Annotated in this window: 22 protein-coding genes and 1 riboswitch; of the genes, 3 read left to right on the forward strand and 19 right to left on the reverse strand. The window is 68.9% G+C overall.

From position 1 onward, the window contains the following. Window positions 1-4 precede the first annotated feature (4 nt). From gcvP to A5730_RS23685, 12 genes are all read right to left on the reverse strand, one after another. On the reverse strand, window positions 5-2830 hold the full coding sequence (gene gcvP, locus A5730_RS23630; protein ID WP_067905862.1) for an aminomethyl-transferring glycine dehydrogenase: 2826 nt from the start codon (window positions 2828-2830) through the stop codon (window positions 5-7). Between the two features lie 161 nt (window positions 2831-2991). Continuing rightward, a riboswitch (glycine riboswitch) is annotated at window positions 2992-3089 on the reverse strand. Window positions 3090-3130: 41 nt separating this feature from the next. Beyond that, window positions 3131-3736, reverse strand: a complete 606-nt coding sequence (locus A5730_RS23635) for a MerR family transcriptional regulator (RefSeq protein ID WP_067821146.1) — start codon at window positions 3734-3736, stop codon at window positions 3131-3133. Window positions 3737-3985: 249 nt separating this feature from the next. Then, on the reverse strand, window positions 3986-4480 hold the full coding sequence (locus A5730_RS23640) for a bifunctional nuclease family protein (protein WP_007170013.1): 495 nt from the start codon (window positions 4478-4480) through the stop codon (window positions 3986-3988). Window positions 4481-4582: 102 nt separating this feature from the next. Then, window positions 4583-5344 (reverse strand): MerR family transcriptional regulator, encoded by a 762-nt coding sequence (locus A5730_RS23645; RefSeq protein WP_067905864.1) that lies wholly within the window; start codon window positions 5342-5344, stop codon window positions 4583-4585. Then, complete coding sequence (gene garA / locus A5730_RS23650) at window positions 5344-5805, reverse strand: glycogen accumulation regulator GarA (RefSeq protein ID WP_369817909.1); 462 nt, start codon at window positions 5803-5805, stop codon at window positions 5344-5346. The genes A5730_RS23645 and garA overlap by 1 nt, the downstream gene beginning before the upstream one ends. A gap of 250 nt (window positions 5806-6055) precedes the next feature. Beyond that, window positions 6056-6454, reverse strand: coding sequence for a glycine cleavage system protein GcvH (gene gcvH / locus A5730_RS23655; protein WP_067905866.1), 399 nt, complete (start codon window positions 6452-6454; stop codon window positions 6056-6058). 29 nt (window positions 6455-6483) lie between these two features. Further along, on the reverse strand, window positions 6484-7323 hold the full coding sequence (locus tag A5730_RS23660) for a DUF881 domain-containing protein (protein ID WP_067905892.1): 840 nt from the start codon (window positions 7321-7323) through the stop codon (window positions 6484-6486). 2 nt (window positions 7324-7325) lie between these two features. Next, window positions 7326-7658, reverse strand: coding sequence for a small basic family protein (locus A5730_RS23665; RefSeq protein ID WP_007170008.1), 333 nt, complete (start codon window positions 7656-7658; stop codon window positions 7326-7328). 52 nt (window positions 7659-7710) lie between these two features. Continuing rightward, window positions 7711-8634, reverse strand: a complete 924-nt coding sequence (locus A5730_RS23670) for a DUF881 domain-containing protein (protein ID WP_067905868.1) — start codon at window positions 8632-8634, stop codon at window positions 7711-7713. Continuing rightward, on the reverse strand, window positions 8627-9247 hold the full coding sequence (locus tag A5730_RS23675; protein WP_067905869.1) for a CDP-alcohol phosphatidyltransferase family protein: 621 nt from the start codon (window positions 9245-9247) through the stop codon (window positions 8627-8629). Before A5730_RS23675 ends, A5730_RS23670 begins: the two co-directional genes overlap by 8 nt. Window positions 9248-9308: 61 nt before the next feature. Continuing rightward, window positions 9309-11633, reverse strand: a complete 2325-nt coding sequence (gene secA2, locus A5730_RS23680) for an accessory Sec system translocase SecA2 (RefSeq protein WP_067905870.1) — start codon at window positions 11631-11633, stop codon at window positions 9309-9311. Between the two features lie 38 nt (window positions 11634-11671). Then, entirely contained in the window at window positions 11672-13315 is a 1644-nt protein-coding gene (locus A5730_RS23685) for an acetolactate synthase (RefSeq protein ID WP_067905871.1), read from the reverse strand. Window positions 13316-13408: 93 nt separating this feature from the next. Here A5730_RS23685 and A5730_RS23690 point away from each other — a divergent pair, with 93 nt between their 5' ends. Further along, the gene (locus tag A5730_RS23690; protein ID WP_067905872.1) at window positions 13409-15334 is read left to right on the forward strand and encodes an ABC transporter ATP-binding protein/permease; all 1926 of its coding nucleotides are present in this window, start codon (window positions 13409-13411) and stop codon (window positions 15332-15334) included. Window positions 15335-15339: 5 nt separating this feature from the next. Here A5730_RS23690 and A5730_RS23695 read toward each other — a convergent pair whose 3' ends face one another. The 3 genes from A5730_RS23695 to A5730_RS23705 form a co-directional block, all read right to left on the reverse strand. After that, window positions 15340-16803 carry an FAD-binding protein gene (locus A5730_RS23695; RefSeq protein WP_067905873.1) on the reverse strand — a complete coding sequence of 488 codons (1464 nt, stop codon included), beginning with the start codon at window positions 16801-16803 and terminating at the stop codon, window positions 15340-15342. 82 nt (window positions 16804-16885) lie between these two features. After that, window positions 16886-17389: a VOC family protein gene (locus tag A5730_RS23700; RefSeq protein WP_067905874.1), complete on the reverse strand. Its 504-nt coding sequence runs from the start codon at window positions 17387-17389 to the stop codon at window positions 16886-16888. A 121-nt stretch (window positions 17390-17510) separates the two neighbouring features. Continuing rightward, window positions 17511-18194: a TetR/AcrR family transcriptional regulator gene (locus A5730_RS23705; protein ID WP_197506333.1), complete on the reverse strand. Its 684-nt coding sequence runs from the start codon at window positions 18192-18194 to the stop codon at window positions 17511-17513. A gap of 113 nt (window positions 18195-18307) precedes the next feature. Here A5730_RS23705 and A5730_RS23710 point away from each other — a divergent pair, with 113 nt between their 5' ends. Then, window positions 18308-18763: a nitroreductase/quinone reductase family protein gene (locus tag A5730_RS23710; RefSeq protein WP_067905876.1), complete on the forward strand. Its 456-nt coding sequence runs from the start codon at window positions 18308-18310 to the stop codon at window positions 18761-18763. 6 nt (window positions 18764-18769) lie between these two features. Here A5730_RS23710 and A5730_RS23715 read toward each other — a convergent pair whose 3' ends face one another. Together A5730_RS23715 and A5730_RS23720 are read right to left on the reverse strand one after the other, a co-directional pair. Continuing rightward, on the reverse strand, window positions 18770-19453 hold the full coding sequence (locus tag A5730_RS23715) for a hypothetical protein (RefSeq protein WP_067905877.1): 684 nt from the start codon (window positions 19451-19453) through the stop codon (window positions 18770-18772). 94 nt (window positions 19454-19547) lie between these two features. After that, window positions 19548-20492 carry a sterol desaturase family protein gene (locus tag A5730_RS23720; protein WP_067905878.1) on the reverse strand — a complete coding sequence of 315 codons (945 nt, stop codon included), beginning with the start codon at window positions 20490-20492 and terminating at the stop codon, window positions 19548-19550. Between the two features lie 64 nt (window positions 20493-20556). Here A5730_RS23720 and A5730_RS23725 point away from each other — a divergent pair, with 64 nt between their 5' ends. Further along, on the forward strand, window positions 20557-21753 hold the full coding sequence (locus A5730_RS23725; RefSeq protein ID WP_067905879.1) for an NAD(P)/FAD-dependent oxidoreductase: 1197 nt from the start codon (window positions 20557-20559) through the stop codon (window positions 21751-21753). Here the strand turns inward: A5730_RS23725 and A5730_RS23730 are convergent. Then, entirely contained in the window at window positions 21750-22469 is a 720-nt protein-coding gene (locus A5730_RS23730) for an MgtC/SapB family protein (protein WP_067905880.1), read from the reverse strand. The genes A5730_RS23725 and A5730_RS23730 overlap by 4 nt on opposite strands. A 148-nt stretch (window positions 22470-22617) precedes the next feature. Continuing rightward, window positions 22618-22938, reverse strand: a complete 321-nt coding sequence (locus tag A5730_RS23735) for a DUF732 domain-containing protein (RefSeq protein WP_067905881.1) — start codon at window positions 22936-22938, stop codon at window positions 22618-22620. Between the last annotated feature and the right edge of the window lie 71 nt (window positions 22939-23009).

The following is a 23009-nucleotide window of genomic DNA, read 5'->3' on the forward strand; positions in this document are numbered from 1 at the left end:
CCGGTCAGGCGAACGCCTCCACCGGCGGGCACGAGCACACCAGGTTGCGGTCGCCGTAGGCGCCGTCGATGCGCCGCACCGGCGGCCACACCTTCGGCCGGAAGGCCTTGCCCAGCGGGTAGGCGGCCTCTTCACGCGTGTACGGGTGCTCCCAGTCGGTGACCAGCAGGCACTCGGCCGTGTGCGGCGCGCCCCGCAGCGGGTTGTCGTCGACCGGCCACTCCCCCGAACCCACCCGGTCGATCTCGGCCCGGATGGCGATCATCGCTTCGCAGAAGGCGTCGACCTCGGTCAGCGTCTCGCTCTCGGTGGGCTCCACCATGAGCGTGCCCGCCACCGGGAAGCTCATCGTCGGTGCGTGAAATCCATAGTCCGCCAACCGCTTTGCGACGTCGTCGACGGTCACGCCGGTGGACTTGGTGATCGGCCGCAGGTCCAGGATGCATTCGTGGGCGACCATGCCGTTCTCCCCGGTGTAGAGCACCGGGAAGTACTCGTCGAGCCGGCGGGCGATGTAGTTGGCCGACGCGATGGCGGTCAGCGAAGCCGCCCGCAGGCCGTCGGCGCCCATCATCCTGATGTAGGCCCAGCTGATCGGCAGGATCGAGGCCGAGCCGTAGGGCGCCGAGGACACCGGATGACCCTGCGGCAATTCCGGGGCGTGCGGGTGCCCGGGCAGGAACGGGGCCAGGTGCTCGCGCACCGCCACCGGCCCCACGCCCGGTCCCCCGCCGCCGTGCGGGATGCAGAACGTCTTGTGCAGGTTCAGGTGGCTGACGTCGCCGCCGAACTTCCCCGGCCGGGCCAGGCCGACCAGCGCGTTGAGGTTGGCGCCATCGACGTACACCTGGCCGCCGGCGTCGTGCACGGCCGCGCAGATCTCGGCGATGTCGTGCTCGTAGACGCCGTGGGTGGACGGGTAGGTGATCATCAGCGTGGACAGCTCGTCGCCGTGCTGAGTCACCTTGGCGCGCAGGTCATCCAGGTCGACGTCACCGTTGTCGTGGCAGGCCACCACGACCACCCGCATGCCGGCCAGCGCCGCCGACGCCGCGTTGGTGCCGTGCGCGCTGGACGGGATCAGGCAGATGCTGCGGTGCGGTTCGCCCCGGCTGGCGTGGTAGTCGTGGATGGCCAGCAGGCCGGCGTACTCGCCCTGCGAGCCGGCGTTGGGTTGCAGCGACACGGCGTCGTACCCGGTGATCCGCACCAGCCAGGTCTGAAGGTCGCTGATCAGCCGGCGCAGCCCGGGCGTGTCCGACGCCGGGGCGAACGGATGCTGGCGGGCGAATTCGGGCCAGGTGATCGGCTCCATCTCCGCGGCGGCGTTGAGTTTCATGGTGCAGGAGCCGAGCGGAATCATGCTGCGGTCCAAGGCGATATCCTTGTCCGCCAGCGTGCGCAGGTAGCGCATCATCGCCGTCTCGGTGCGGTACTGCGTAAACGCGGGATGGGTCAGGAACTCCGACGTGCGGGTCGCGATGTCGACCGTGGCGGGCTCGGCCGCCGCGACCCCGAACGCCTCCAGCACCGCCGCCACGTGGGCGTCGGTGGTGGCCTCGTCGCAGGCGACCGAGACGTGGTCGGCGTCGACGCGCCACAGGTTGACGCCGTTCGCCTTGGCCGCGGCCACCACCTCGTCCGCGCGACCCGGGACCCGCGCCAGCACGGTGTCGAAGAAGGTGGCGTGCACCAGCGCGTCGCCGAGCGCCGCGGCGATCGCCTCGGCGTGGGCGTGCACCCGGCGGGCGATCGCGGCCAGCCCGTCGGCGCCGTGGTAGCTGGCGTACATCGCGGCCATCACCGCCAACAGCACCTGCGCGGTGCAGATGTTGCTGGTCGCCTTGTCCCGGCGGATGTGCTGCTCGCGGGTCTGCAGCGCCAGCCGGTAGGCCGGGGAGCCGTCGGCATCCAGTGACACGCCGACGAGCCGGCCCGGCAGCTGCCGGGCGTGCTTGGAGTGCACGGACAGGTAGCCGGCGTGCGGACCGCCGAATCCCATTGGCACACCGAATCGTTGGGTCGTGCCGAACGCGACGTCGGCGCCGATGTCGCCCGGCGGGGTGATCAGCGTGCACGCCAGCAGGTCGGCGCCGATGGCGATGAGCGCGCCACGGTCGTGCGCCTGTTGAACGAGCGCGGCCCAGTCGGTGATCCGGCCGCTCGCGCCGGGCAGCTGCGTGATGACGCCGAAGAAGTCGCCGTCGGGCAGGCCCGCGCTCAAGTCGGCGGTGACGATCTCGATGCCCAGCGGCCGCGCCCGCGTCGCCAGCACGGCCGCGGTCTGGGCGAACAGGTCGGCGTCGACGGCCAGCCGGTTCGACGTGCCGCGGGTCGCGCGGTGCATCAGCGTCATGGCCTCGGCGGCCGCGGTGCCCTCGTCGAGCATCGAGGCGTTGGCGACTTCGAGCCCGGTCAGGTCGGCCACCATGGTCTGGAAGTTCAGCAGCGCCTCCAGCCGGCCCTGGCTGATCTCGGGCTGGTACGGCGTGTAGGCGGTGTACCAGGCCGGGTTCTCCAGCACGTTGCGCAGCAGCACCGGCGGGGTGAGTGTGTCGTAGTAGCCCTGACCGATCATCGACACGGCCACCGTGTTGGCCTCGGCCAGCGCCCGCAGCTCGGCCAGCGCCTCGGTCTCGGTGACGGCGGGCGGCAGCTCGTCCAGGCCGGGTGCCGCCCCGCTCCCGGTGAGCTCGTCGAGGATGCCGGCGGGGACGGCCTTGGCCGCCAGCTGGTCGAGCGAATCGACGCCGATGACGGCAAGCATGGTCGCGATGGCTTGGCCGTCCGGCCCGATGTGCCGGGCTGCGAAGGTTGATTGGTCGGGCACTGGCGAACTCCTACGGCGTCGACAAGGCAGAGGACGTGCGGTCCTCTCCCTCTGTCTTCACCCGATCGCCGGGCGCCTGAGAGATTCGGCGCGGGGTGCTGCCCCTGCGCCTTTCCCCATCGGCGGGTGCCGGGGATCGGCACCGCTTTCCAGAGGCATCGTTAACCCGCGCGGTCCGGGTGCCTGAGAGGTTAGCGGAGAGGTGTTGCTCCTTCGGCGTCCGTGACTGGCCGTCACGGAACTCTCCCGCACGAGTGCGATGCGTGCGCCAGTTTACCCGGCCGGCCGGCGCGGGTGCGCTTAACCGATCTTGCGGTCGCGGTGCTTGCGGCGGGACGCCAGCTCGTCTTCCGGGGCGGCGATGGACTCGCCCCCGTCGGCCCGCTCGCCGGGGAAGTCGGCGATCACCCCGGTGAGCTCGCGCATGGCGCCGGAGACGGCGATGCCGAACACGCCCTGCCCGCCCTGCAGCAGGTCGACGACCTCTTCGGCCGACGTGCATTCGTAAACCGTGGTGCCGTCGGAGAACAACGTGATGTTGGCCAGGTCCTGCACGCCGCGCTGGCGCAGGTGGTCGACCGCGACCCGGATGTTGTGCAGCGAGATCCCGGTGTCGAGCAGCCGCTTGACGATCTTGAGGACCAGGATGTCCTTGAACGAGTACAGCCGCTGACTGCCCGAGCCCGCCGCGCTGCGGATCGACGGCACCACCAGCGAGGTGCGCGCCCAGTAGTCCAGCTGGCGGTAGGTGATTCCGGCGATCTGGCAGGCGCTGGGGCCGCGGTAGCCCACCAACTCGTCCGGCACGGAGTCGTCGGGAAACAGCCCGGGTTGCACGGGCGCTTCCGGCGCGGCGGTCGCGGTGTCAGCTAGGTCCAGCTGTTCTTGGCGTGGCTGCTCGCTCACGGTGCTTCCTCTCGCCGATCGCGCTATCGTTTCCAGCTGCGTCTCGTGGCTGGGTCGCAGCCACGTTTGCTCAGGCCCGAGTGCTAGAGAGCTTACGCTGTTCGATAGCTACCGCGCCCTTAAGTCGTGATCAAAGTATGGCCGCCGCCGGGCTAAGAGGGGGCGCTATCCGCCAGGCGTGTCGACATCCCGATGCCAGTTGAGACGCATCCGTGATGTCGGTGTCCAGCGTAGTACGCCCGCGGGGGCCTAGGTGGCCTTGAAATCGTCGGGCGACACGCTGTCGAGGAACTCCTTGAACTTCTCCACCTCGTCCTCGCGGACGGCGGTGCCGCCCTCTTCGTCGCTCTCGTCCGGGATGAGCAGGCCGGCCTGGGCCAGCACGGCCTCCTCGACGTAGATCGGGACGCCGACGCGCAGCGCAATCGCCACCGAATCCGAGGGCCGCGCCGACACCGTTATGTTGCGGTCGAAAACCAGGTCGGCGTAGAAGGTGCCCTCTTGCAGGTCGACGATGCGCACCTCCTTGAGCGAATGACCAAGCGCGGCAATCACATCCCTGATCAGATCGTGGGTCAGCGGGCGGGGCGGCTCGACGCCCTGCTGCTCGAGCGCGATGGCGGCGGCCTCCGATTGGCCGATCCAGATCGGCAGGTAGCGGTCGCCGTCGGTTTCGCGCAGCAATAACACGGGCTGGTTCTGCGGCTGCTCCACGCGAATGCCGACAACACGAACTTCACCCATTTGTGTCTGCCCTCCGCATAGACCGCCGTTGTTCTTGGCGCAACGACGACGCCGAATTACCGCTGTGCCGCTGACAACCAAGCTATCGACGAAGTCTAGTCCTCAGCGATCCAGAACGTCGCGAACGGCCGATTTGATCAACGACGTGTGCAGGGTGATGGCCAGCGCGGCCACCTCACGCGCGAGGTCGTCGGCCCGATCGCGGGCGCCGGTCTTGCCGGCTTTGACTACCGGCCCGGCGATTTGGGCGATCAGGTCGGATTGCCGGTCGGCCGCCGAGCGGAACGCACGCAGGTGCCGCGGCTCGACACCGTACTCCGAAAGCGCCCGCGCGCACTGCAGGATGACGACGGCGTGTTCGTCGAAGAAGCCGCCGGGGCCGGTGGTGATCACCCCCGCCTTGAGCAGTGCCGTCAACAGATCGCCGTCGACGCCGGAGCGGTCCAGCAGATCCTCGCGACTGAGCCGAATGCTCGACGGCGCCACCGCGGCCGCGTCGGATTTGGCCCCGGCGCCCGGCTCGTCGTCGGCCTCCCCGATTCCCGCCACCGAGACCAGGCGCGGCGCGGCGTAGGGCGAGCCGAACGGCGGCAGTTCGCCGTCGGGCTGGGCGTCCAGCTGCGCCCGAATGACCTTGAGCGGCAGGTAGTGATCGCGCTGCGCGGTCAGGATGAACCGCAACCTCGCGCAGTCGTACGCGGTGAATCTCCGATAGCCCGACGCGGCCCGCTGGGGCGTCACCAATCCCTCGGCCTCCAGGAAGCGAATCTTGGAGATCGTGACATCGGGAAAGTCCGGCCTCAACAGTTCCAGGACCGCCCCAATCGACATCCCGGCCAGTGCCGGGCTATCGGGTGCGCTCACTAGCCTCCGGATCCTCCATCCTCACCCTGCTTGGGCCCGGTCAGAAACACCAAGCGGAACTTGCCGATCTGCACCTCGTCGCCGTTGGCGAGCACCGCCGAGTCGACGGGCTCCCGGTTGACGTAGGTGCCATTAAGGCTACCGACATCCACCACGTTGAATTCGTTGTTTTCCAACCTGAATTCGGCGTGGCGGCGACTGACGGTCACGTCGTCGAGGAAGATGTCGCTGTCGGGGTGCCGGCCGGCGGACGTGATGGGCTGGTCGAGCAGGAAGCGCGACCCGGCGTTCGGTCCCCGTTTGACGACCAGCAGCGCCGAGCCCGCCGGGAGGCCTTCGACCCCGGATACCGCGGTCTCGGTGCCCGCCTGGGCGGGCGCGTCCAGTTCGTTGAGGAAGTCGGCCCGGAAGACGGAGGTCGTCTCCACCGTAACTTCGTCAGAGGTCTGGTCGTTGTCCATGTCCGTCACGCGCTGCTCCTCACTGGCCGCTGTGGCGTTGTTTGACCGGGCCGCTCGGCCGGCTGCTTACTGGGTTTATTCGCCCGGTACTGCCGATTACTAAGACTGGTGGGTTCGAGTGTCGATCTGTCGACGGTACCGCGCATAGGTCTGCAATGTGGCCCCCACCCGACGATCGGAAGACCGATTTTCCGCCTTTCCCCCGCCGGTCCGCCGCACCGCTCGCGGCTGGCAGGCAGATTAGCAACCCTCATTCGGTCAGTGTTGCGCGGTAGGCCTCAGCGTCAAGCAGCGACGAGATGGCCGACTCCAACGCGGCGACGTCGGACACCTCGACATCCAGCAACCAGCCCGCGCCGTACGGGTCGGAGTTGACCAGCTGCGGGCCGCCCTCCAGGTCGGCGTTGACCGCGGCGACCTTGCCCGAAACCGGGGCGTACAAGTCCGACACCGACTTGGTCGACTCGACTTCGCCGAACGATTCGCCCGCGGTCAGTTCGGCGCCGACGTCGGGCAGCTGAACGAAGACGACATCGCCCAGCGCCGACTGGGCGAAGTCGGTGATCCCTACCCGCACGGTGGCATCCCCGCTTCGGCGAACCCACTCGTGTTCGGCGGTGTAGTGCAGATCGGGTGGGATGTCGCTCACGAGTAGTCCTGTTCTGTCGACCGAAGTGCTCACTTGACGGGCTGAGCGTATTGGTGCGGTTTTGGTTGTCGCAAGGTGGTCACGTCCACCCGGTCGGCCTGCCGGACGGACATGCGCGCGCCGACGCGCTTGATGCTGTCCTCCGCGCCGCCCGGGATGTTCATCGCCGCGGCCAGGGTGGGTGGATCGCCAATCGCCAGAATCGAATACGGGGGCGACAGGGTCTTGGTGTCGATGGTCAGCGAGCCAGGCATACCCGCCACCCAGGTATCGACACCCACCCGCACCGACTGGTGCGCGTCGTTGATCTCCATCGCCTCCGCCCCGGCGGCCCGCAGTTCGTTGATGACGTCGAGCATCACCTCCGGCGCGACGCCCGGACCGGGGTCGTCGATGGTGACGGTGACCCCCGGCCCAGTGGCCCCCACCGCGCCCGCCAGGATGGACAGGGCCGCCAGCTTGGCCTGGGCTGCCGCAATGGCGGCCTGGTCGTTGTTGCCGGACGCCTGCAGCGAATTCAGGGTGTCCTGCAGTTCGGTCACTTCGGCGTTCAGGGTGGCCTCGCGCTGGCGCAACGAATCCAGCAACACCAACAGGTCCGCCGGGCGCGCCGTCTCCAGCGAGTCGCCCGACTCGTTCTGGCGGACCTGCGTGACGATGGCGACGCCCAGCAGCAGGCACAACAGCGTCGCCAACGTTCCGAACGCGAACCGGGAGCGGCCGCTGCGGACCAGCCCCGACAGCCCCGTGCGGCGCACCGCACCGATCTGCGGGCGGGGGCGGTTCGCCGGCAGCTCGTGGCGGCCGTGGGGCGAACGGCTTGCCGCGTCAGCACTTTCGGGGGCGCCGTCCGGCGGATCTTCGCTCACCATCACGCCCCGAACAGCCGGCGCCGCAGCGCGGCGGCGTTGCCGAAGATGCGGATCCCCAACACCACGATGATGGCCGTGGACAATTGCGTGCCCACACCCAACTGGTCACCGACGTAGACGATCAGCGCCGCCACGAAAACGTTGAACACGAAAGAGATCACGAAGACTTTGGGGTCGAAGATCCGTTCCAGGTAGGCGCGCAACCCGCCGAACACCGCATCGAGCGCGGCGACCACCGCGATGGGCAGGTAGGGCTGGACGACCTCGGGCACGGCGGGGTGGAAAACCAGGCCGAGCACGATGCCGATCGCCAGCGCCGCGATGCCGATCATGCCCGATTTCCCGTCCGCGAGCGCCGGGTGAGCGGTCTGGAGAGGACTTTTCTCACTGTGGCCCAATCTGTTTGGCGAACTTGATATCGCGGATCGATCCGGCGGGCAGTGTCAGCCCGTCGGCCGCGTCCACGGTGACGACGACGCCGTAGGAGACCTCGAGGAGTTTGAGGCGCTGCCGGCCGGAGCTCTCGTCGAAGGCGTCCCGCATCGCGCGGGCCGGCCCCACCGCGAGGATCGTGTACGGGCTGCTGGTGGGGTTGTTGTCGACCAGGATCGCCCCGCCGGCTTGCCGAATGGTCGCGTTGGGTCCGATGCGGACGCCGCCGACTGAAATCGCCTCGGCGCCACTGGCCCACAACGAGTTGACGACGAGCTGCAGGTCCCGGTCCAGGATGATCTGCCTGCTGCCGCTGACCCGCTGCTTGGACACGTCGGAAAGATTGGGGCTGGCACCGGGATCCGTCACGGTCACCTTCAGGCCGGGGCCGATGACCGCCCGGTTGGCCGCCGCCAGGCCGAGCGCGTCCAGACGCGCCAGCAGCCGCTGCCCCTCGGCGTCGTCGGCCAGCGCGCGGCGCTGCACGTCGTCGACGCGCGCGGACAGCTCGCTGCGCCGCTGGGCGAGCCTGGCCGCGGTGCTCTCGGTCGACCGCACGTTGCCCAGCAGGAGCTGCTGCGCCGAACGCACGCCGGGGGCGACCGAGCGGGCCTGCGCGACCGCGGCGGCGAAGACCGTCGCGATGAGCAGCGCCGCCAGCGCCTGCCACAGCCAGCCGAAGGCGCGTGCGCGCGCGGCGGGCGGGTCGGCGTCGCGACGCCTTTCGGCGGCCGCGGCGTAACCGGGATCCAGGTGCTCGGACAGCAGGGCGCGCAGCAGCGAGGGCACCGGGATCAGCTGCGGGCGCGACGCCACGTGGGCGCTGCGCCCGGCATTGGGGTCGTAGCCGCCGAGCAGGCGGTCCGGGTCAGCCATGCCGCGTCCTCTGGGGCCGGGAGGGCTCGTGTTTGAGCCTGGGCACCCGGCGGATGACCAGGGTCATCTGCACCACGTACAGTGCGAACGCCCACAGGTAGGCGTACATGCCCCAGATCAGGAACGCCCAGCCGCAGGCCCCGACGACCCGGCTCCACAGCGCGTTCCAGGTCCCCAGCAGGACCAGCGGGAAGCCGGACATCAACGCGAACGTGGCGGCCTTGCCGATGTAGGTCACGGGCAGCGCGGACAGCCCGCGGCTCCACAGCAGCGGCAGCGTCGCGGCCAGCAGCCCGTCGCGGGCCAGCAGGACGGCCACGAACCACCACGGCACGATCCCGCTCAGCGCCATCGTGACGGGAACGCAGATCATGTAGAGGCGGTCGACCGCCGGGTCGAGCAGAACGCCGAGCCGCGACGACTGGTCGAGCAGGCGGGCGATCTTGCCGTCGGCCCAATCCGACGCGCCGCTGAACATCAGGATCCCGACCGCCCAGCCGTTGGCGTGCGCGACCAGCAGGGCGTAGGCGAACACCCCGATGAGCACCAGACGGAGGACGCTCAGGGCGTTGGGCACCGTCAGCACCCGGTTCGGCGGAAGCTCCGGCTCCATGAGGCGTGACCTTAACGCGGGCGTATTGCGTTCCGTTAAACGGACCGACCCGGGCCCCGGCTTAGCGGAAGACCCCGGGCAGGCTCAGCGTGGACAGCGTGTCGTCGGACAGCGGGTTGTCGTTGACCATGTACGTCCACGTCGACGTCGGGCGGGCGAGCTTGGACAGGTCGAGGCCCTGCTCCTCCTCGAGCACGTTCGCCGTCTCGAACGTCTGCTGCGCGGCCTCGATCGCATCGGCGGCCAGCGACGCGAACGCGTCGACCGCCAGCCGGTGGAACTCGTCGAGCGGGTTCTGCCGGCCCAGCGCGCGCAGGTGGATGCTTTCGCGGATGTCGGCCAGATAGGCCAGGTGGTCGGCCCAGCCGCGGTCGAGGTGATAGAGCATGATCTGCCGGCAGATCTTCTCCAGGCGGTCCTCTTCGATGTCCTTGGCCAGCCGCTTGTACCGCTTGGGCGCCAGTTCGGCGAGCTCCTCGCGCGCGGTTGCGGTGCGCAGCAACGTGTTCCGGCGATCGACGATGATGGCGCGCTGCTGGGCGATCAACTGGTTGTAGCGCCAGGTGTTGGCGTGCACGTCGAGCATCCGGCCCTCGGCGACGCGCTGCGCGTGGTCGAGCAGCCCGGCCGCCCTGGGGCTGACGATCCGGCCGTCCTCGTCGGTTTCCATGGGCAGCTTGTTGTGGTCGAGGTTGGCCGCCACGACGTCGTCTTCCCAGCTGGAGAAGAACACCGACGATCCGGGGTCGCCCTGCCGTCCGGCGCGCCCGCGCAGCTGATTGTCCAGCCGCTCGGTGTGATGCCGTCCCGTCCCGACCACGTGCAGGCCGCCGAGCTCGGCGACCCGGTCGTGGTCGGCTTCGTCGGAGCCCCCGAGCCGAATGTCGGTGCCCCGCCCCGCCATCTGCGTCGACACCGTGACCACCCCGTACTTACCGGCCTCGGCGATGACCTCCGCCTCCTCGGCGTCGTTCTTGGCGTTCAGCACCACCGCGGGCACGCCGCGGCGCAGCAGCCGCTCGTGAAGTTCCTCGGATTCGGCCACGTCGCGGGTGCCGACCAGCACCGGCTGCCCGGTCTCGTGCACCTCGGCGATGTGCGCGACAATCGCGTCGTTCTTGGCGGCGGCGGTGATGTAGACGCGGTCGGACTCATCCTCGCGAATGTTGGGTTCGTTCGGGGGAATTGGCGACACGCCCAGCTTGTAGAACTGGCGCAGCTGCTCCCCGGCGGCGAGCGCGGTACCGGTCATGCCGCAGACGGTGTCATAGCGGTTGATCAGCGCCTGCACCGTGATGGTGTCGAGCACCTCGCCGGTTTCGGTGGTCTCGATGCCCTCCTTCGCCTCGACGGCGGCCTGCAGGCCATCGGGCCAGCGTTGCAGCTGCGCGATGCGGCCCCGGGCGGCGTTGATCAGGTGCACCGCGTCGTCCCGGACGATGTAGTGCACGTCGCGCTGCAACAGCACGTGCGCGTGCAGCGCGACGTTGACCTCGGTCAGGGTGGTGCCGACGTGCTCCTCGGAATAGAGGTCGATGCCGCCGAGCGCCTTCTCCACCTTGCGCGCGCCGACGTCGGTCAGATGGACGTTGCGGCTGTCGGAGTCGGTGTCGTAGTCGGTGTCCGGGGACAGCTCGCCGACCAGCTTGATGATCTCCAGCCGCGGCGTCTCGCGGTGGGTGGTGCCCGCCAGCACCAGCGGCACCAGGGCCTCGTCGACCAGCACCGAGTCGGCCTCGTCGATCAGGGCCACATCCGGGTTCGGCGACACCAGGTCGTCGACGTCGACCACGAGCTGGTCGCGCAGCACGTCGAACCCGATCTCGTTCACCGAGGCGTAGGTGACGTCGCAGCCGTAGGCGGCGCGGCGCTCCTCGCTGGTCGACTCGGCGGTGATCCAGCCGACGGTCAAACCCATCGCCTCGATGAGCGGGCCCATCCACTCCGCGTCGCGGCGGGCCAGGTAATCGTTGATCGTCACCACGTGCACGTGCCGCCCGGCCAGCGCGTAGCCGGCGGCCGCGATCGCCCCGGACAGCGTCTTGCCCTCACCGGTGGCCATCTCGATGACGTCGCCGGCCAGCATGCGCAGCGCGCCCAGCAGCTGCACGTCGAACGGGCGCAGCGAGGTGGCCCGTTCGGCCGCCTCCCGGGCGATCGCGAGGAACTGGGAGATGTCGGCGGACTCCGCGAGGTCGTCCAGTTTGAGCAGCCCGGCCGCCTTGCGAAGCTTCTCGTCCGTGAGGCCGGCGGCCTCCTCGTCGTATTCGGACGAGTCGGTGACCTGGGAAAGGGATCGGCTGCGGTTCTTTTCGGTGCTGGCGCCGAGCAGTTTCCAGAATCGGCTGCTCAGGCGGCCGGGTTGCGGGCGGCTGGTCTTTGGCACAGGTCAACGGTACGCGGTGGGCGGACCCACCCGGCTCATCAGGCGAGGTTGGACCGGCGCGGATAGGCGATGCTCGGGTCGGTGAGGACGTTGACCACCGACGGCAGGCCGCTGGCGAAGGCGCGTTCCAGCGCCGGCCGCAGCTCGACGGGCGCGGAGACCAGCTCGCCGTGGCCGCCCAGGGCGCGCACCACCTCGTCGTAGCGGGTGCCCGGACGCAGTTCCGCCACGACCGAGTAGCCGTACAACGCCTCCATGGGGTGCTTCTCCAGCCCCCAGATCCCGTTGTTGCCGATCACCGAGACGACGGGCACGTTGTGCCGGACCAGGGTGTCCCATTCCATCCCGCTGAAGCCGAACGCGCCGTCGCCCTGCAGCAGGACGACCTGACGGTCCGGCCGGGCCAGCTTGGCGGCCAGGGCGTAACCGGGGCCCGAGCCGAGGCAGCCGTACGGGCCGCTGTCCAGCCAGCAGCCCGGCTGGTAGCTGTCGATGACCCGCCCGGCGTAGGACCCGAAGTCGCCGGCGTCGATCACCACGATGGCGTCGCGATCCAGCATCGGCGCGAGTTCGGAGTACACCCGCATCGGATGCAGCGGGGTGCGGTCGTCGGCCAGCTCGGCCTTTTCCTTTGCCCGCGCCGCGGTTTCCGCCGCCCGCAGTTCGTCGATCCAGTCGCGGTGGTCGCTGTGGCCCCCGGGGGCCAGCGCCGCCAGTATCGAAAGCAGGTCGCCGTACAGTTCGGCCTCGACCGGGCGGGGATGTTCGCGTTCGGGTTCGGCGCGGTCGGCCACGATGAGCCGCGTCTGCGGCCCGAACACCGCCCCGAAGCCCAGCCGGAAGTCCATCGGCACGCCGACGATCAGCGCAACGTCGGCCTCCCCCAACGCTTTTCCGCGCACCCGCGAGAACGCCAACGGGTGATCGGCGGGCACCGCGCCGCGAGCCATCCCGTTCATCAGCACCGGGATCTGTAGTTCCTCGGCGAGCCGTAGCAGGGCCGCCTCCCCGTGTCCCCACCACAGGTTGGTGCCCGCCATGATCACCGGCCGCTGCGCGGCGGACAGGACGCCGGCGGCCCGGCCGAGCGCCTCGCCATCGGGAGCGGGCCCCGGCGGCAGGTCGGCGAGGGCGCCGGGGCGGCCGTGATCCTCGGACATGGAAAAGACGTGGTCCATGGGGAAGTCGACGAAGCCGACGCCCGACGGCGCGCCGACCGCCGCCCGCAACGCCTCGTCGACGAGCCGGCCGGCGTCCTCGGCCGACTGGGCCGTGGCGGCGAACCGCGCCAGCGGCGCCACGAACGGCACGTGGTCGATCTCCTGCAGCGAGCCCATGCCCCAGCGCTGCGCGGGCGCCCGGCCACCCAGCACCACCAGGGGCGAGGAGTTCTGCTGCGCCGCCGCCATCGCGCTCATCCCGTTGGTGACGCCCGGTCCCGCGGTGAGAGCGGCCACGCCGGGCACCCTGGTGACCTTCGACCAGCCCTCGGCGGCGAAGGCGGCGGTCTGTTCGTGGCGGGTGTCGACCAGCCGAATGCCCTCCTCGCGGCAGCCGTCGTAAACGGAGAACAGGTGTCCGCCGGACAACGTGAAGACGGTGTCGACCCCGCTGGCCCGCAGCCGTCGCGCGACCAGCCGGCCGGCGTGCAATGTTTGTGTGGGGATGGCGTCGGTGCTCATAACCGCAGCCTATCCAGATCCTTCCGGTACCTTCGCCGAAGGATTTGAAGTTCCAGCACAGTCCACCGGCTCGATCGTGAGGAGTAAGCGACCATGGGCCCAAAGCCGTTCAAGCCCTCGATCAACTGGTCGGCGGCCGCCGTGGATTCCCTCCGGTGGGTCGCCATCGCGTGGTTGATCAGCGCCGTGTGTCTCTTCGTCGCGCTGGTGGCGTTCCGGTACCTCACGCCGTGGGGGCGGCAGTTCTGGCGGATCACCCGCGGCTACTTCGTCGGGGCGCGCAGCGTCGGTGTGTGGCTGATGCTCGGGGTGTTGTTGCTCTCGGTGTTGCTGTCGGTGCGGCTGACGGTGTTGCTCAGCTACCAGGGCAACGATCTGTACACGGCGGTGCAGAAGGCGGTGCAGGGCGTGGCGGCCGACGACGACGCGGTCAAACAGTCCGGCATTCATGGCTTCTGGATGTCGATCGCCATCTTCAGCGTGCTGGCCACCCTGTACGTCATCCGGTTCATGATCGACATCTACCTGACGCAGCGGTTCATCATCGCCTGGCGCATGTGGCTGACCGCCCACCTCACCGACGACTGGCTCGACGGCAGGGCCTACTACCGGGACCTGTTCATCGACAACACGATCGACAACCCCGACCAGCGCATCCAGCAGGACATCGACATCTTCACCGCGAATGCCGGTGGTACGCCGAACATTCCGTCGAACGGGACCGGCAGCACCCTGCTGTTCGGGGCGGTCAATGCGGTGGCCTCGGTGATCTCGTTCGCGGCGATCCTGTGGAACCTGTCCGGAAACCTCAACGTGTTCGGCGTCGACTTCCCGCGCGCGATGTTCTGGACGGTCCTGGTGTATGTGTTCGTCGCCACGCTGGTCGCCATCTGGCTGGGGCATCCGTTGATCCGGCTGAGCTTCAACAACGAGAAACTCAACGCCGCGTTCCGGTATGCCTTGGTGCGCCTGCGGGATGCCGCCGAGGCCGTGGGCTTCTACCGCGGTGAGCGCGTCGAGCGGTCGCAACTGTGGCGCCGGTTCACCCCGATCATCGACAACTACCGCAAGTTCGTGCGCCGAACCATCATCTTCAACGGCTGGAACTGGTCGGTGTCGCAGGCCATCGTCCCGCTGCCGTGGGTGATTCAGGCGCCGCGCTTGTTCGCTGGGCAGATCGACTTCGGTGACGTCGGCCAGAGCGCGACCGCCTTCGGCAACATCCACGATTCGTTGTCGTTCTTCCGGAACAACTACGACGCCTTTGCGGCCTTCCGTGCGGCCATCATCCGGTTGCACGGGCTGGTCGACGCCAACAGCCAGGGCCGTGCGCTGCCGAGCATGCTGGTCAAGCCCAGCGAAGACTCGGCCGTCGAACTCCGCGACGTCGAGGTGCGCACGCCGAGCGGCGACCGGTTGATCGACCCGCTGGATGTTCAACTGGCCGAAGGTGATTCGCTGGTGATCACCGGGCGCTCCGGTGCCGGCAAGACCACGCTGCTGCGCAGTCTCGCCGAGCTGTGGCCGTACGCTTCCGGGACCCTGTGCCGCCCGGACGGCGACAACGCGACGATGTTCCTGTCGCAGCTGCCGTACGTGCCGCTGGGCAACCTGCGCACCGTGGTGTGCTACCCGAACTCGCCGGACGGCGTCTCCGAGGACGAGCTGCGTGAGGTGCTGAACAAGGTCGCCCTGGCCCCCCTGCTCGATCGGCTCGAGGAGGAACGGGATTGGGCCAAGGTGCTTTCGCCCGGCGAGCAGCAGCGTGTCGCCTTCGCGCGAATCCTGCTCACCAAGCCCAAGGCGGTGTTCCTGGACGAGGCCACCTCCGCGCTGGACGAGGGGCTGGAATTCGCGCTCTACCAACTGGTGCGGACCGAACTGCCGGACTGCGTGGTCGTGAGCGTCAGTCACCGGCCCACCGTCGAGCAGCACCACGAACAGGAGCTGCAACTGCTCGGTGGCGGACCGTGGCGGCTGGGTCCGGTCGAGGAGAAGAAGGAGCCTGCGCGCGTCTAGCGCGCCTACGCTCCCCCGGCCCCTCGGGCCGCGTGCGCTCCTGCGCGGCGCCCGAAGAACGAGCCCTCCCCCAGCTGCGTGCCGCTGGCGTAACCCTTGCCATCCTGGGCGATATTCGAGGCGCACGCCCCGGCCGCGTACAACCCCGGCACCACGCTGCCGTCCGCGCGCAGCACCTCACCGTCCACGGACGTGGCCAGCCCGCCGATGGTGAAACCGGCATACATCGCCTTGCCCAGCGACATGTCGAACGCGCCCCACGGCCCGTGATCCTGTGCCGCAAGGAATTCCGGTTGCTTGTGGAAATCGGGGTCTTCGCCGCGGGCGGCGTTGGCGTTGTACCGGTCCAGCGTGGCAACGAGGTTGCCCTCCGGAATGCCAAGCGCCGCTTCCATTTCCGGCACCGTTTCCCACCCGTCGATGAGCGGGACCAGCGGCATCTTGGGGTGCTCGAGGTGGGCCTCGTCGACGATGAGGAACGCCGCGCTGTCCGGCTGGTCCATGATGAACCCCGAGGTCCTGGAATGGTATGAGTCCTCGGCCACGAAGCGCTGCCCGAGCTTGTTCACGATGATCCCGGTCAACAGGATCGACGGCGGGTACGGCGGGGCCGTGATGAAGATCTGATCCATGTGCTCGGTGGCGCCGCCGGCCGACACGCCCATCCGGATGCCCAGCCCGTCGTCGTAGGTGTTGCCCAGCACGAACGGCTTCTCGGCCAGCTTCGGCGTGTACTTGGCAACCATCTCCGGGTTCATCACAAAGCCCCCGGCAGCGATGATCACCGACTTTGCCTTCACCGCACCGGTTTCGGCGAAGTGCTTCCACATGACACCGCTGACCGCGCCCGAACCGTCCACGATGAGCTCGGTGGCGCCCGTCTCATACCGGATCTGCACGCCCAGGCTCGCGGCGCGCTTCAGCAGCAGGTCGATCACCATGCTGGCGCCCCCCGTGTCGCCGGGCACGGGCACCTTGTGGCCGCGCGGCGCCGGCACCGCCTTCTCCAGGAAGGGCCACACCTTCTCGTTGCCGGTGAACATCAGCCCCTCGGTGTTGGGCTGGATGACGGCCTTACCCGGGAAGTAGCTGCGCTCGAACTGAAAACCCAAGTCCTCCAACCAGTTGAAGTGCTCGACGCTGCCCTCGCAGTACGCCCGGATCTTGTCGTGGTCCGGCTTCCGGGACACGGCCACCAGGTACTTGTACATCTCCTCGGGCGAATCCGGGTGGCCGGTCGCTTCCTGCACCGCCGTTCCCCCACCCAGGTAAAAATGGCCGCCCGCAAGCGAAGTCGTGCCGCCGGCCGCCGCCGCGCGCTCCAGCACCAGCACCCGCGCCCCGGCGGCAGCCGCGCTGACCGCCGCGCAGCCGCCCGCGATGCCGAAGCCGATCACCACCACGTCGACGTCATCGGACCACGAACTGACGTCGTCCGCGCTGACGATGGCCGGTATCTCGGTGCTCATGGGCGCTGCTCCTCCTCATTGGTGCGTCCCCCACGCCGCTTCGCGGCGGTGGGTCTCCCCGCTGCATCGTCGCTGGCGCGGCTCATGGGCGCTGCTCCTGTTTGATGTAGTCGTAAAACGCCCTCATCTCGGGCGCTATGTAGGCGATCTCCACGAACGGCACCGCCGCCTGCGGCGCGGACACGTACGCGAATTGGATACCGCCGGGCATCACGCCTTGTTGCACCACGGGGACCCCGAACTGCACCGCCTCGGCCAGTACCGCGTCGAACTGCTCCGGGCTTTCCACCTCCATGCAGATGTGGTGCAGACCCGGCGCGGATTCGCGCAGAAAGTCACTATAGATGTTCTCCCCGCTGACCGGCTGGATCAGTTCCAACTGCATGTCACCGCGATAGCTCAGCGAGATGCTGGCAACGAAATCGGCGGGCTTGCCGAGGTAGCTGCAGGTGTCCGGAGCAAAGTGCACCTCGGGTATCCGCACCCACTTGCGCACACCTAACAGGCCGGTGAGGGCGGTTTCGGTGGCATCCAGGTCGGTGGTAACCCACGCGATCTGAGTCGGCGACTGAACGGGAAGGGTCATCGTCTCGCAGGATAGTCCAGCGCCCGGGCCGCCAGAAAGGGCCGCGAAAACTTTGCCGTCGCGGGCCGTCGCGCCGCCGGGACGGCCGGGTGAACATGTTCTAATTCGGCCGGCCGACCCGTCAGTGCTGGCCCAGCACGTCCACCAGGAGCCGCACCTGCGTGTCGAACACCGCCTCGGGGTCGGTCAGGGTGTCGGCGCCGTACTGCCCGAACACCTCAAGGCTGATCGCGCCCAACACCCCGGCCCACAGCAGGAAACACTTGGCCACGACCCGGTCATCGCCGGGAAACACGAACTCGTGCCGGATCCGCTCGAAGTCCGACGACATCGGTTGCGGGGCAACGACATCCGTCAGCCTGATGTCACCGGTGGCGATCCCGGACGCGACAGCGTCGAAGAAGGCCGCCACCACACGGGTTCCGACCGCCACGGTGCGCTCCGGCGGAGCGTGATAGCCGGGCACGGGGCTGCCGTAGAGCAGGGCCCAGCGGGAGGGGTGCGCGACGGCCCACTGCCGCACCGCCCCGGCGATGGCCACGACATCCTCGCTCCACAATTCCCCGACAGTCTCGCGGGCGCGGTCCACGGCGTCGGCCAGGTCCGAATAGGCGTCCACCAGCAGCAAGGTAAGCAGCTCGTCGCGACTGGACACATATCGATACACGGCCGAGGACACCATGCCCAGGTCCCGGGCGATCGCGCGCACGGACAGCCCGGCCGCGCCGCGCTCGACCAGTTGCTGACGACCGAGCTCGACGATGCGTGCCTCGATCTGCTCCCGGGTTTCCTGGCGTTTGCCCACGCGGCCAGTCTGGCACAACCGAGATCACCGCTCTTGCTTTCTGGCCAGGACTGTGGCAGTGTCGCCACCTTAGAGAGCACCGCTCTCGGTAGGTTTGCGAGAGAGGACGCGACATGTCCACGCGATACGAAGAGCCGAACGGCGCCGCACGGGCCGCCAACGCGGTGATCCGGTGGCTTGCCGAACTGGGGATCAGCATCGCCGGGACCCGTGCGCTGCGGGTCCGCGGGCGCAAGTCCGGGAAACCGCGGGTGGTGGTCATCAACCTGTTGACCGTCGACGGCGTGGACTACCTGGTGTCGCCGCGCGGCAACACCCAGTGGGCGCGCAACGTCAGGGCGGCGGGCGTCGTCGAAACGGGCCCCCGCTGGCGCAGGCGGCGCGCCCGGGTCAGCGAGGTGGCCGACTCGGCCAAGCCAGAACTGCTGCGACGCTATCTGGACCGCTGGTATTGGCAGGTCAAGGGCTACGTCGGCGGGCTGACGCCGGACAGCACCGACGAACAATTCCGCGCCGCCGCGCCCACGATCCCGGTGTTCGCCCTCGCGGAGGCGGATGCGCCCCGCTGAATTCCCCTAGCGGGCCCCGCCCCGCGCCACCCCGAGGTCCTCCCGGACCTCTTCGGAAGTGGCCCGCCACGACACCGCCGCCGGGAAGTCCCCCCAGACGCTGTTGAAGATGCCAACAAGCAGCCCGGGGCCGGCGCTGGACGGCAAGTACACCGGACCGCCCGAATCGCCGTTGTGGCTCTGCACGCCATGCGACATGGTGAACCAACCGTTGTTCACGCTTTCCACCGTCCCGCAGGTTTCGCCGGTGCTCACCCCGAAGTGACAGATCGCCTGCCCGGGGGCCAGCGCGGCGGCCGGGTTGGAGATCAGTTGCCGCCCGCCCGGCAGGACGTTGTTCGCCATGACGCCGTTGTCCAGCACGATCGCCTCGTAATCGGTGATCAACTGGTCGGTGGCCACCGTCGTGCCACTGGGGGTGTTGTCCCGGAAGGCGGCCAGCCGGCCGATGACGGCGCCACCCCGGTCGGTCACGACTCCGCCTTCGCCGCGGCAGTGGCCCGCGGTGAACGCGATTTTGAGACTGGGGTCGACGTAGCCCAGCGTGCAGACGCGGTTGCCCTGGTGGATCTCCATGCCGGGATAGACCGCGACGGGATCGGCCTGGGCCGGCGCAGGGGGCATCGATTGCGCGAGCGCGGCGACGGTGATCGACGCGGTGAAAGCGCGCATTGCCAGGCGACGCACCATCAACTCCGATCCGTCGGGGCCAAATCTCGACCGATTCGAGATTACGGCGTGACTTCCCGTTACGCAGAAGTCTTCGCGCCGTGAACTCCCCGCGTTACGGCGACGTCGCCAGCGGAACGGCCGCCTCGCCGGGTTCCGCGGTGCGCGGCGCCCAGCCCGGTGGGCCGAAAACGTAGCCCAGACGATCGCGCAGGCGGTTTGCCGATCGCCAGTCGCGGGCGATCGCGACGTATTCGCGGGTCTGCAGCTTCCAGATGTTGAACGTGTCGACCTGCTTGGTGAGGCCGTAGTGGGGGCGGAACAGTTCGGGCTGGAAGCTGCCGAACAACCGGTCCCAGAGGATCAGGATGCCGCCGTAGTTCTTGTCCAGATAGATCTGGTCCATCCCGTGGTGCACCCGGTGGTGCGACGGCGTGTTGAAGACGAATTCGAACGGCCGCGGCAGCTTGTCGATGCGCTCGGTGTGGATCCAGAACTGGTAAATCAGGTTCAGCGACCAGCTGAAGTACACCATCCAGGGGGGAAGGCCCAAGAGCGGCAACGGAACCCACATCAAGACCTCGCCGCTGTTGTTCCACTTCTGGCGCACAGCGGTGGCGAGGTTGTAGTACTGGCTCGAGTGGTGGGCCTGGTGCGTCGCCCAGACCAGTCGGACCCGATGAGCCATCCGGTGGTAGCCGTAGTACAGCAGGTCGACGCCGACAAGCGCGACGACCCAGGTGTACCACTTGGCCGGCGAGAGGTGCCACGGCGCCAGGTAGGCATAGATGGCGGTGTAACCCAGCAGCGCGAGCGCCTTCCAGCCGGCGCTGGTGGCGATCGAGACCAGGCCCATCGAGATGCTCGTCCACGAGTCGCGGGTCAGGTACGCGCCGGATCCGGGCCGCTCCTCAGTGGTCTGGGAGGCCTCGCTGCGCTGCAGCTTGCGGGCCGCGGTCCATTCGATGGCCAACAGGAACAGGAAGAACGGTATGGCGAACAGCACCGGGTCGCGCACCTGCGGGGGCAGCGCGAACCAGAACCCGATGACAGCATTCACACCGATAGATTACGACCATCGGCCGACTCTGGTAACGGCCCGTACCAAATGAGGTATTGAGCACTTGACCGCTGTGCTGGTGATCGGCTCGGGGTTCGCCGGGTTATGGGCGGCACTCGGCGCGGCCCGCCGGTGCGACGAGCTCGCCATCCCGGCGGGCAGCGTCGACATCACCGTGGTGAGCGCCAAACCCTTCCACGACATCCGGGTGCGCAACTACGAAGCCGACCTGACGCCCTGCCGGATTCCGCTCGCCGACCTGCTCGACCCCGTTGGGGTGGCGCACGTTGCCACCGAGGTGACCGGCATCGACACCGACGCGCGAACCGTCGCCACGTCGAACGGGGTGACCTATCCCTACGACCGGCTGGTGCTGGCGTCGGGCAGCCACGTCCTCAAACCCGCCATCCCGGGGCTGCGGGAACACGGCTTCGACGTCGACACCTATGCCGGCGCCCTGGCGCTGCGGGACCATCTGCGTCGGCTCGCCGACGGGGCGCCGACGGCCGCGGCGGCCACGGTCGTCGTGGTCGGGGCGGGGCTGACCGGTATCGAAGTGGCCTGCGAGCTGCCGGAGCGGTTGCGCGGACTGTTCGCGGCGAGCGGCGTCACTCCCCGGGTGGTGCTGCTGGATCGTGGCCGCATCGGCTCCGATATGGGCGCGGCGGCGCGCCCGGTGATCGAAGAAGCCCTGTCGGCCAACGGCGTCGAGGCGCGGGGCGGGGTGGGCGTCACCGCGATCAGCGAGCGCGGCGTGTCGCTGACTTCGGGCGAGATCCTGGCGGCGGCCACGGTGGTGTGGTGCGCCGGAATGCGGGCGAGCTCGCTGACCGAGCAGCTGCCGGTGGCGCGCGACGGCCTGGGGCGGGTCACCGTCGACGACTATCTGCGGGTGATCGGGCTGCCCGGGGTTTTCGCCGCGGGCGACGTCGCGGCGGCCCGCATGGACGACGACCACCTGTCGGTGATGTCGTGCCAACACGGCCGCCCGATGGGCCGCTATGCCGGGTACAACGTCATCAGTGACCTGTTCGGCGAGCCGCTGCTGGCCCTCCGAATCCCTTGGTACGTCACGGTTCTCGACCTCGGGCCCGCGGGGGCGCTCTACACCGAGGGGTGGGATCGGGCGGTGGTGTCGGTCGGTGCCCGGGCCAAGGACACCAAGCGGACCATCAATACCCGCCGGATCTATCCGCCGTTGACCGGCAACCGCTCCGACCTGCTGGCCGCGGCCGCGCCGGAGCTGCAGTCGCGCCCCTAGCCGCGGCTGTCCGACTGCGCCTCGTCGCCGGCGTACCACTGGACCGCACGAACCCCGGGTTGCAGGGACAGCTCGGCCACCAGCCGCTCCAGCCGCGATGGCGCATCCCCGTCCATGAGCAGGTGTGCGGTCAGGGTGATCTCGTCGTCGCCGTCGGCCCGCCCGGTGTGGATTCCGCGCAGCGTGATGTCGTTGCCGTTGGCGTGCTGCACGATCTGGGCGCGCGCGTACTTCTCGTGTTTCGGGCGGGCGATCACCTGCACCAGGTAGGGCCGCAGGCTTTCGTCCTCGTCGCCGCTGTTGTCGCGGTCGATCAGCCGGCCCAGCGGGCGCCCGAACACATGGATGGCGATGACCGTGCCGGTGCCGATCAGGGTGAACACCAGATGCCCGGACGCGGCCAGGACGCCGATCGCCGCGGAGCACCACAGGGTGGCGGCGGTGTTGAGGCCCCGGACGTTGACGCCTTCCCGCAGGATCACGCCACCGCCGAGGAAGCCGATGCCGGACACCACATACGACGCGACCCTGGTGGGGCTGGTGTCCGTGGTGGCGACGGCGTACAGCACGAACAAAGTCGCGCCGGCCGCGACCAGCGCGTTGGTGCGCAATCCGGCCCGGCGCGCCCGCCATTGCCGCTCCAGGCCGATGAGGGCGCCGCAGCCCACCCCGACGGCGAGCCGGAGCGCGAAATCGGCGACGCTGAGCGTATCCATGGCACTCCTTCTCCTCGGGCCGCGCACGCTGTTGTAGCCGCAGCTAACCAGGCTCAGGTGAACAGCGGGTGGACCTCGCCCGAACCGGACGCGCGGCGGCCACCTGTGCGAAACCTGGGGGCCGCCAAACGGTTCCCGCTATGGGCGGCTAGCTCCTGTTGAGTTGCTGGGGGCAGTAATACTTCGCGGCGATCGCCAGAAACGACGTCGCGTGATCCGTAGTGAGCCCGGGGTTTTGGCCCTTCAGATCGTTGACCATTTGGGGGCCGTACTCGCCGTTGCCCATCGCCGTGCACACCGCTTGGGCGAACTGGACCGCCGCCTCCGGCGACTTGTAGGTGATGCCCGCGCTTCGCAGCGACGCGAGAAAGCTCGCCTGGTCGACGCCGCCGGTATCCGGGTCACCATGGGCGGGCGCGGCGAGTCCGATCACGGCGCACACGCCGACGACACCCACCAGCATCCTCATAGCTCGCGATTGTCTCACGCCGGCGCACCGCGTGCAGCGTCGAATCCTATGGCCGAATCGCCTTGTCCATC

The sequence above is a fragment of the Mycobacterium sp. ACS4054 genome, assembly GCF_001667275.1.
GTDB lineage: Bacteria > Actinomycetota > Actinomycetes > Mycobacteriales > Mycobacteriaceae > Mycobacterium.

Excerpts from the sequence above, each read along its gene's own strand:
- A5730_RS23640 (WP_007170013.1), bottom strand. The coding sequence starts at position 4,480 with ATGGGTGAAGTTCGTGTTGTCGGCATTCGCGTGGAGCAGCCGCAGAAC.
- garA (WP_369817909.1), bottom strand. The coding sequence starts at position 5,805 with ATGGACAACGACCAGACCTCTGACGAAGTTACGGTGGAGACGACCTCC.
- A5730_RS23665 (WP_007170008.1), bottom strand. The coding sequence starts at position 7,658 with ATGATCGGCATCGCGGCGCTGGCGATCGGCATCGTGCTCGGCCTGGTT.
- A5730_RS23670 (WP_067905868.1), bottom strand. The coding sequence starts at position 8,634 with ATGGCTGACCCGGACCGCCTGCTCGGCGGCTACGACCCCAATGCCGGG.
- A5730_RS23675 (WP_067905869.1), bottom strand. The coding sequence starts at position 9,247 with ATGGAGCCGGAGCTTCCGCCGAACCGGGTGCTGACGGTGCCCAACGCC.
- A5730_RS23685 (WP_067905871.1), bottom strand. The coding sequence starts at position 13,315 with ATGAGCACCGACGCCATCCCCACACAAACATTGCACGCCGGCCGGCTG.
- A5730_RS23690 (WP_067905872.1), top strand. The coding sequence starts at position 13,409 with ATGGGCCCAAAGCCGTTCAAGCCCTCGATCAACTGGTCGGCGGCCGCC.
- A5730_RS23695 (WP_067905873.1), bottom strand. The coding sequence starts at position 16,803 with ATGAGCACCGAGATACCGGCCATCGTCAGCGCGGACGACGTCAGTTCG.
- A5730_RS23700 (WP_067905874.1), bottom strand. The coding sequence starts at position 17,389 with ATGACCCTTCCCGTTCAGTCGCCGACTCAGATCGCGTGGGTTACCACC.
- A5730_RS23710 (WP_067905876.1), top strand. The coding sequence starts at position 18,308 with ATGTCCACGCGATACGAAGAGCCGAACGGCGCCGCACGGGCCGCCAAC.
- A5730_RS23715 (WP_067905877.1), bottom strand. The coding sequence starts at position 19,453 with ATGGTGCGTCGCCTGGCAATGCGCGCTTTCACCGCGTCGATCACCGTC.
- A5730_RS23730 (WP_067905880.1), bottom strand. The coding sequence starts at position 22,469 with ATGGATACGCTCAGCGTCGCCGATTTCGCGCTCCGGCTCGCCGTCGGG.
- A5730_RS23735 (WP_067905881.1), bottom strand. The coding sequence starts at position 22,938 with ATGAGGATGCTGGTGGGTGTCGTCGGCGTGTGCGCCGTGATCGGACTC.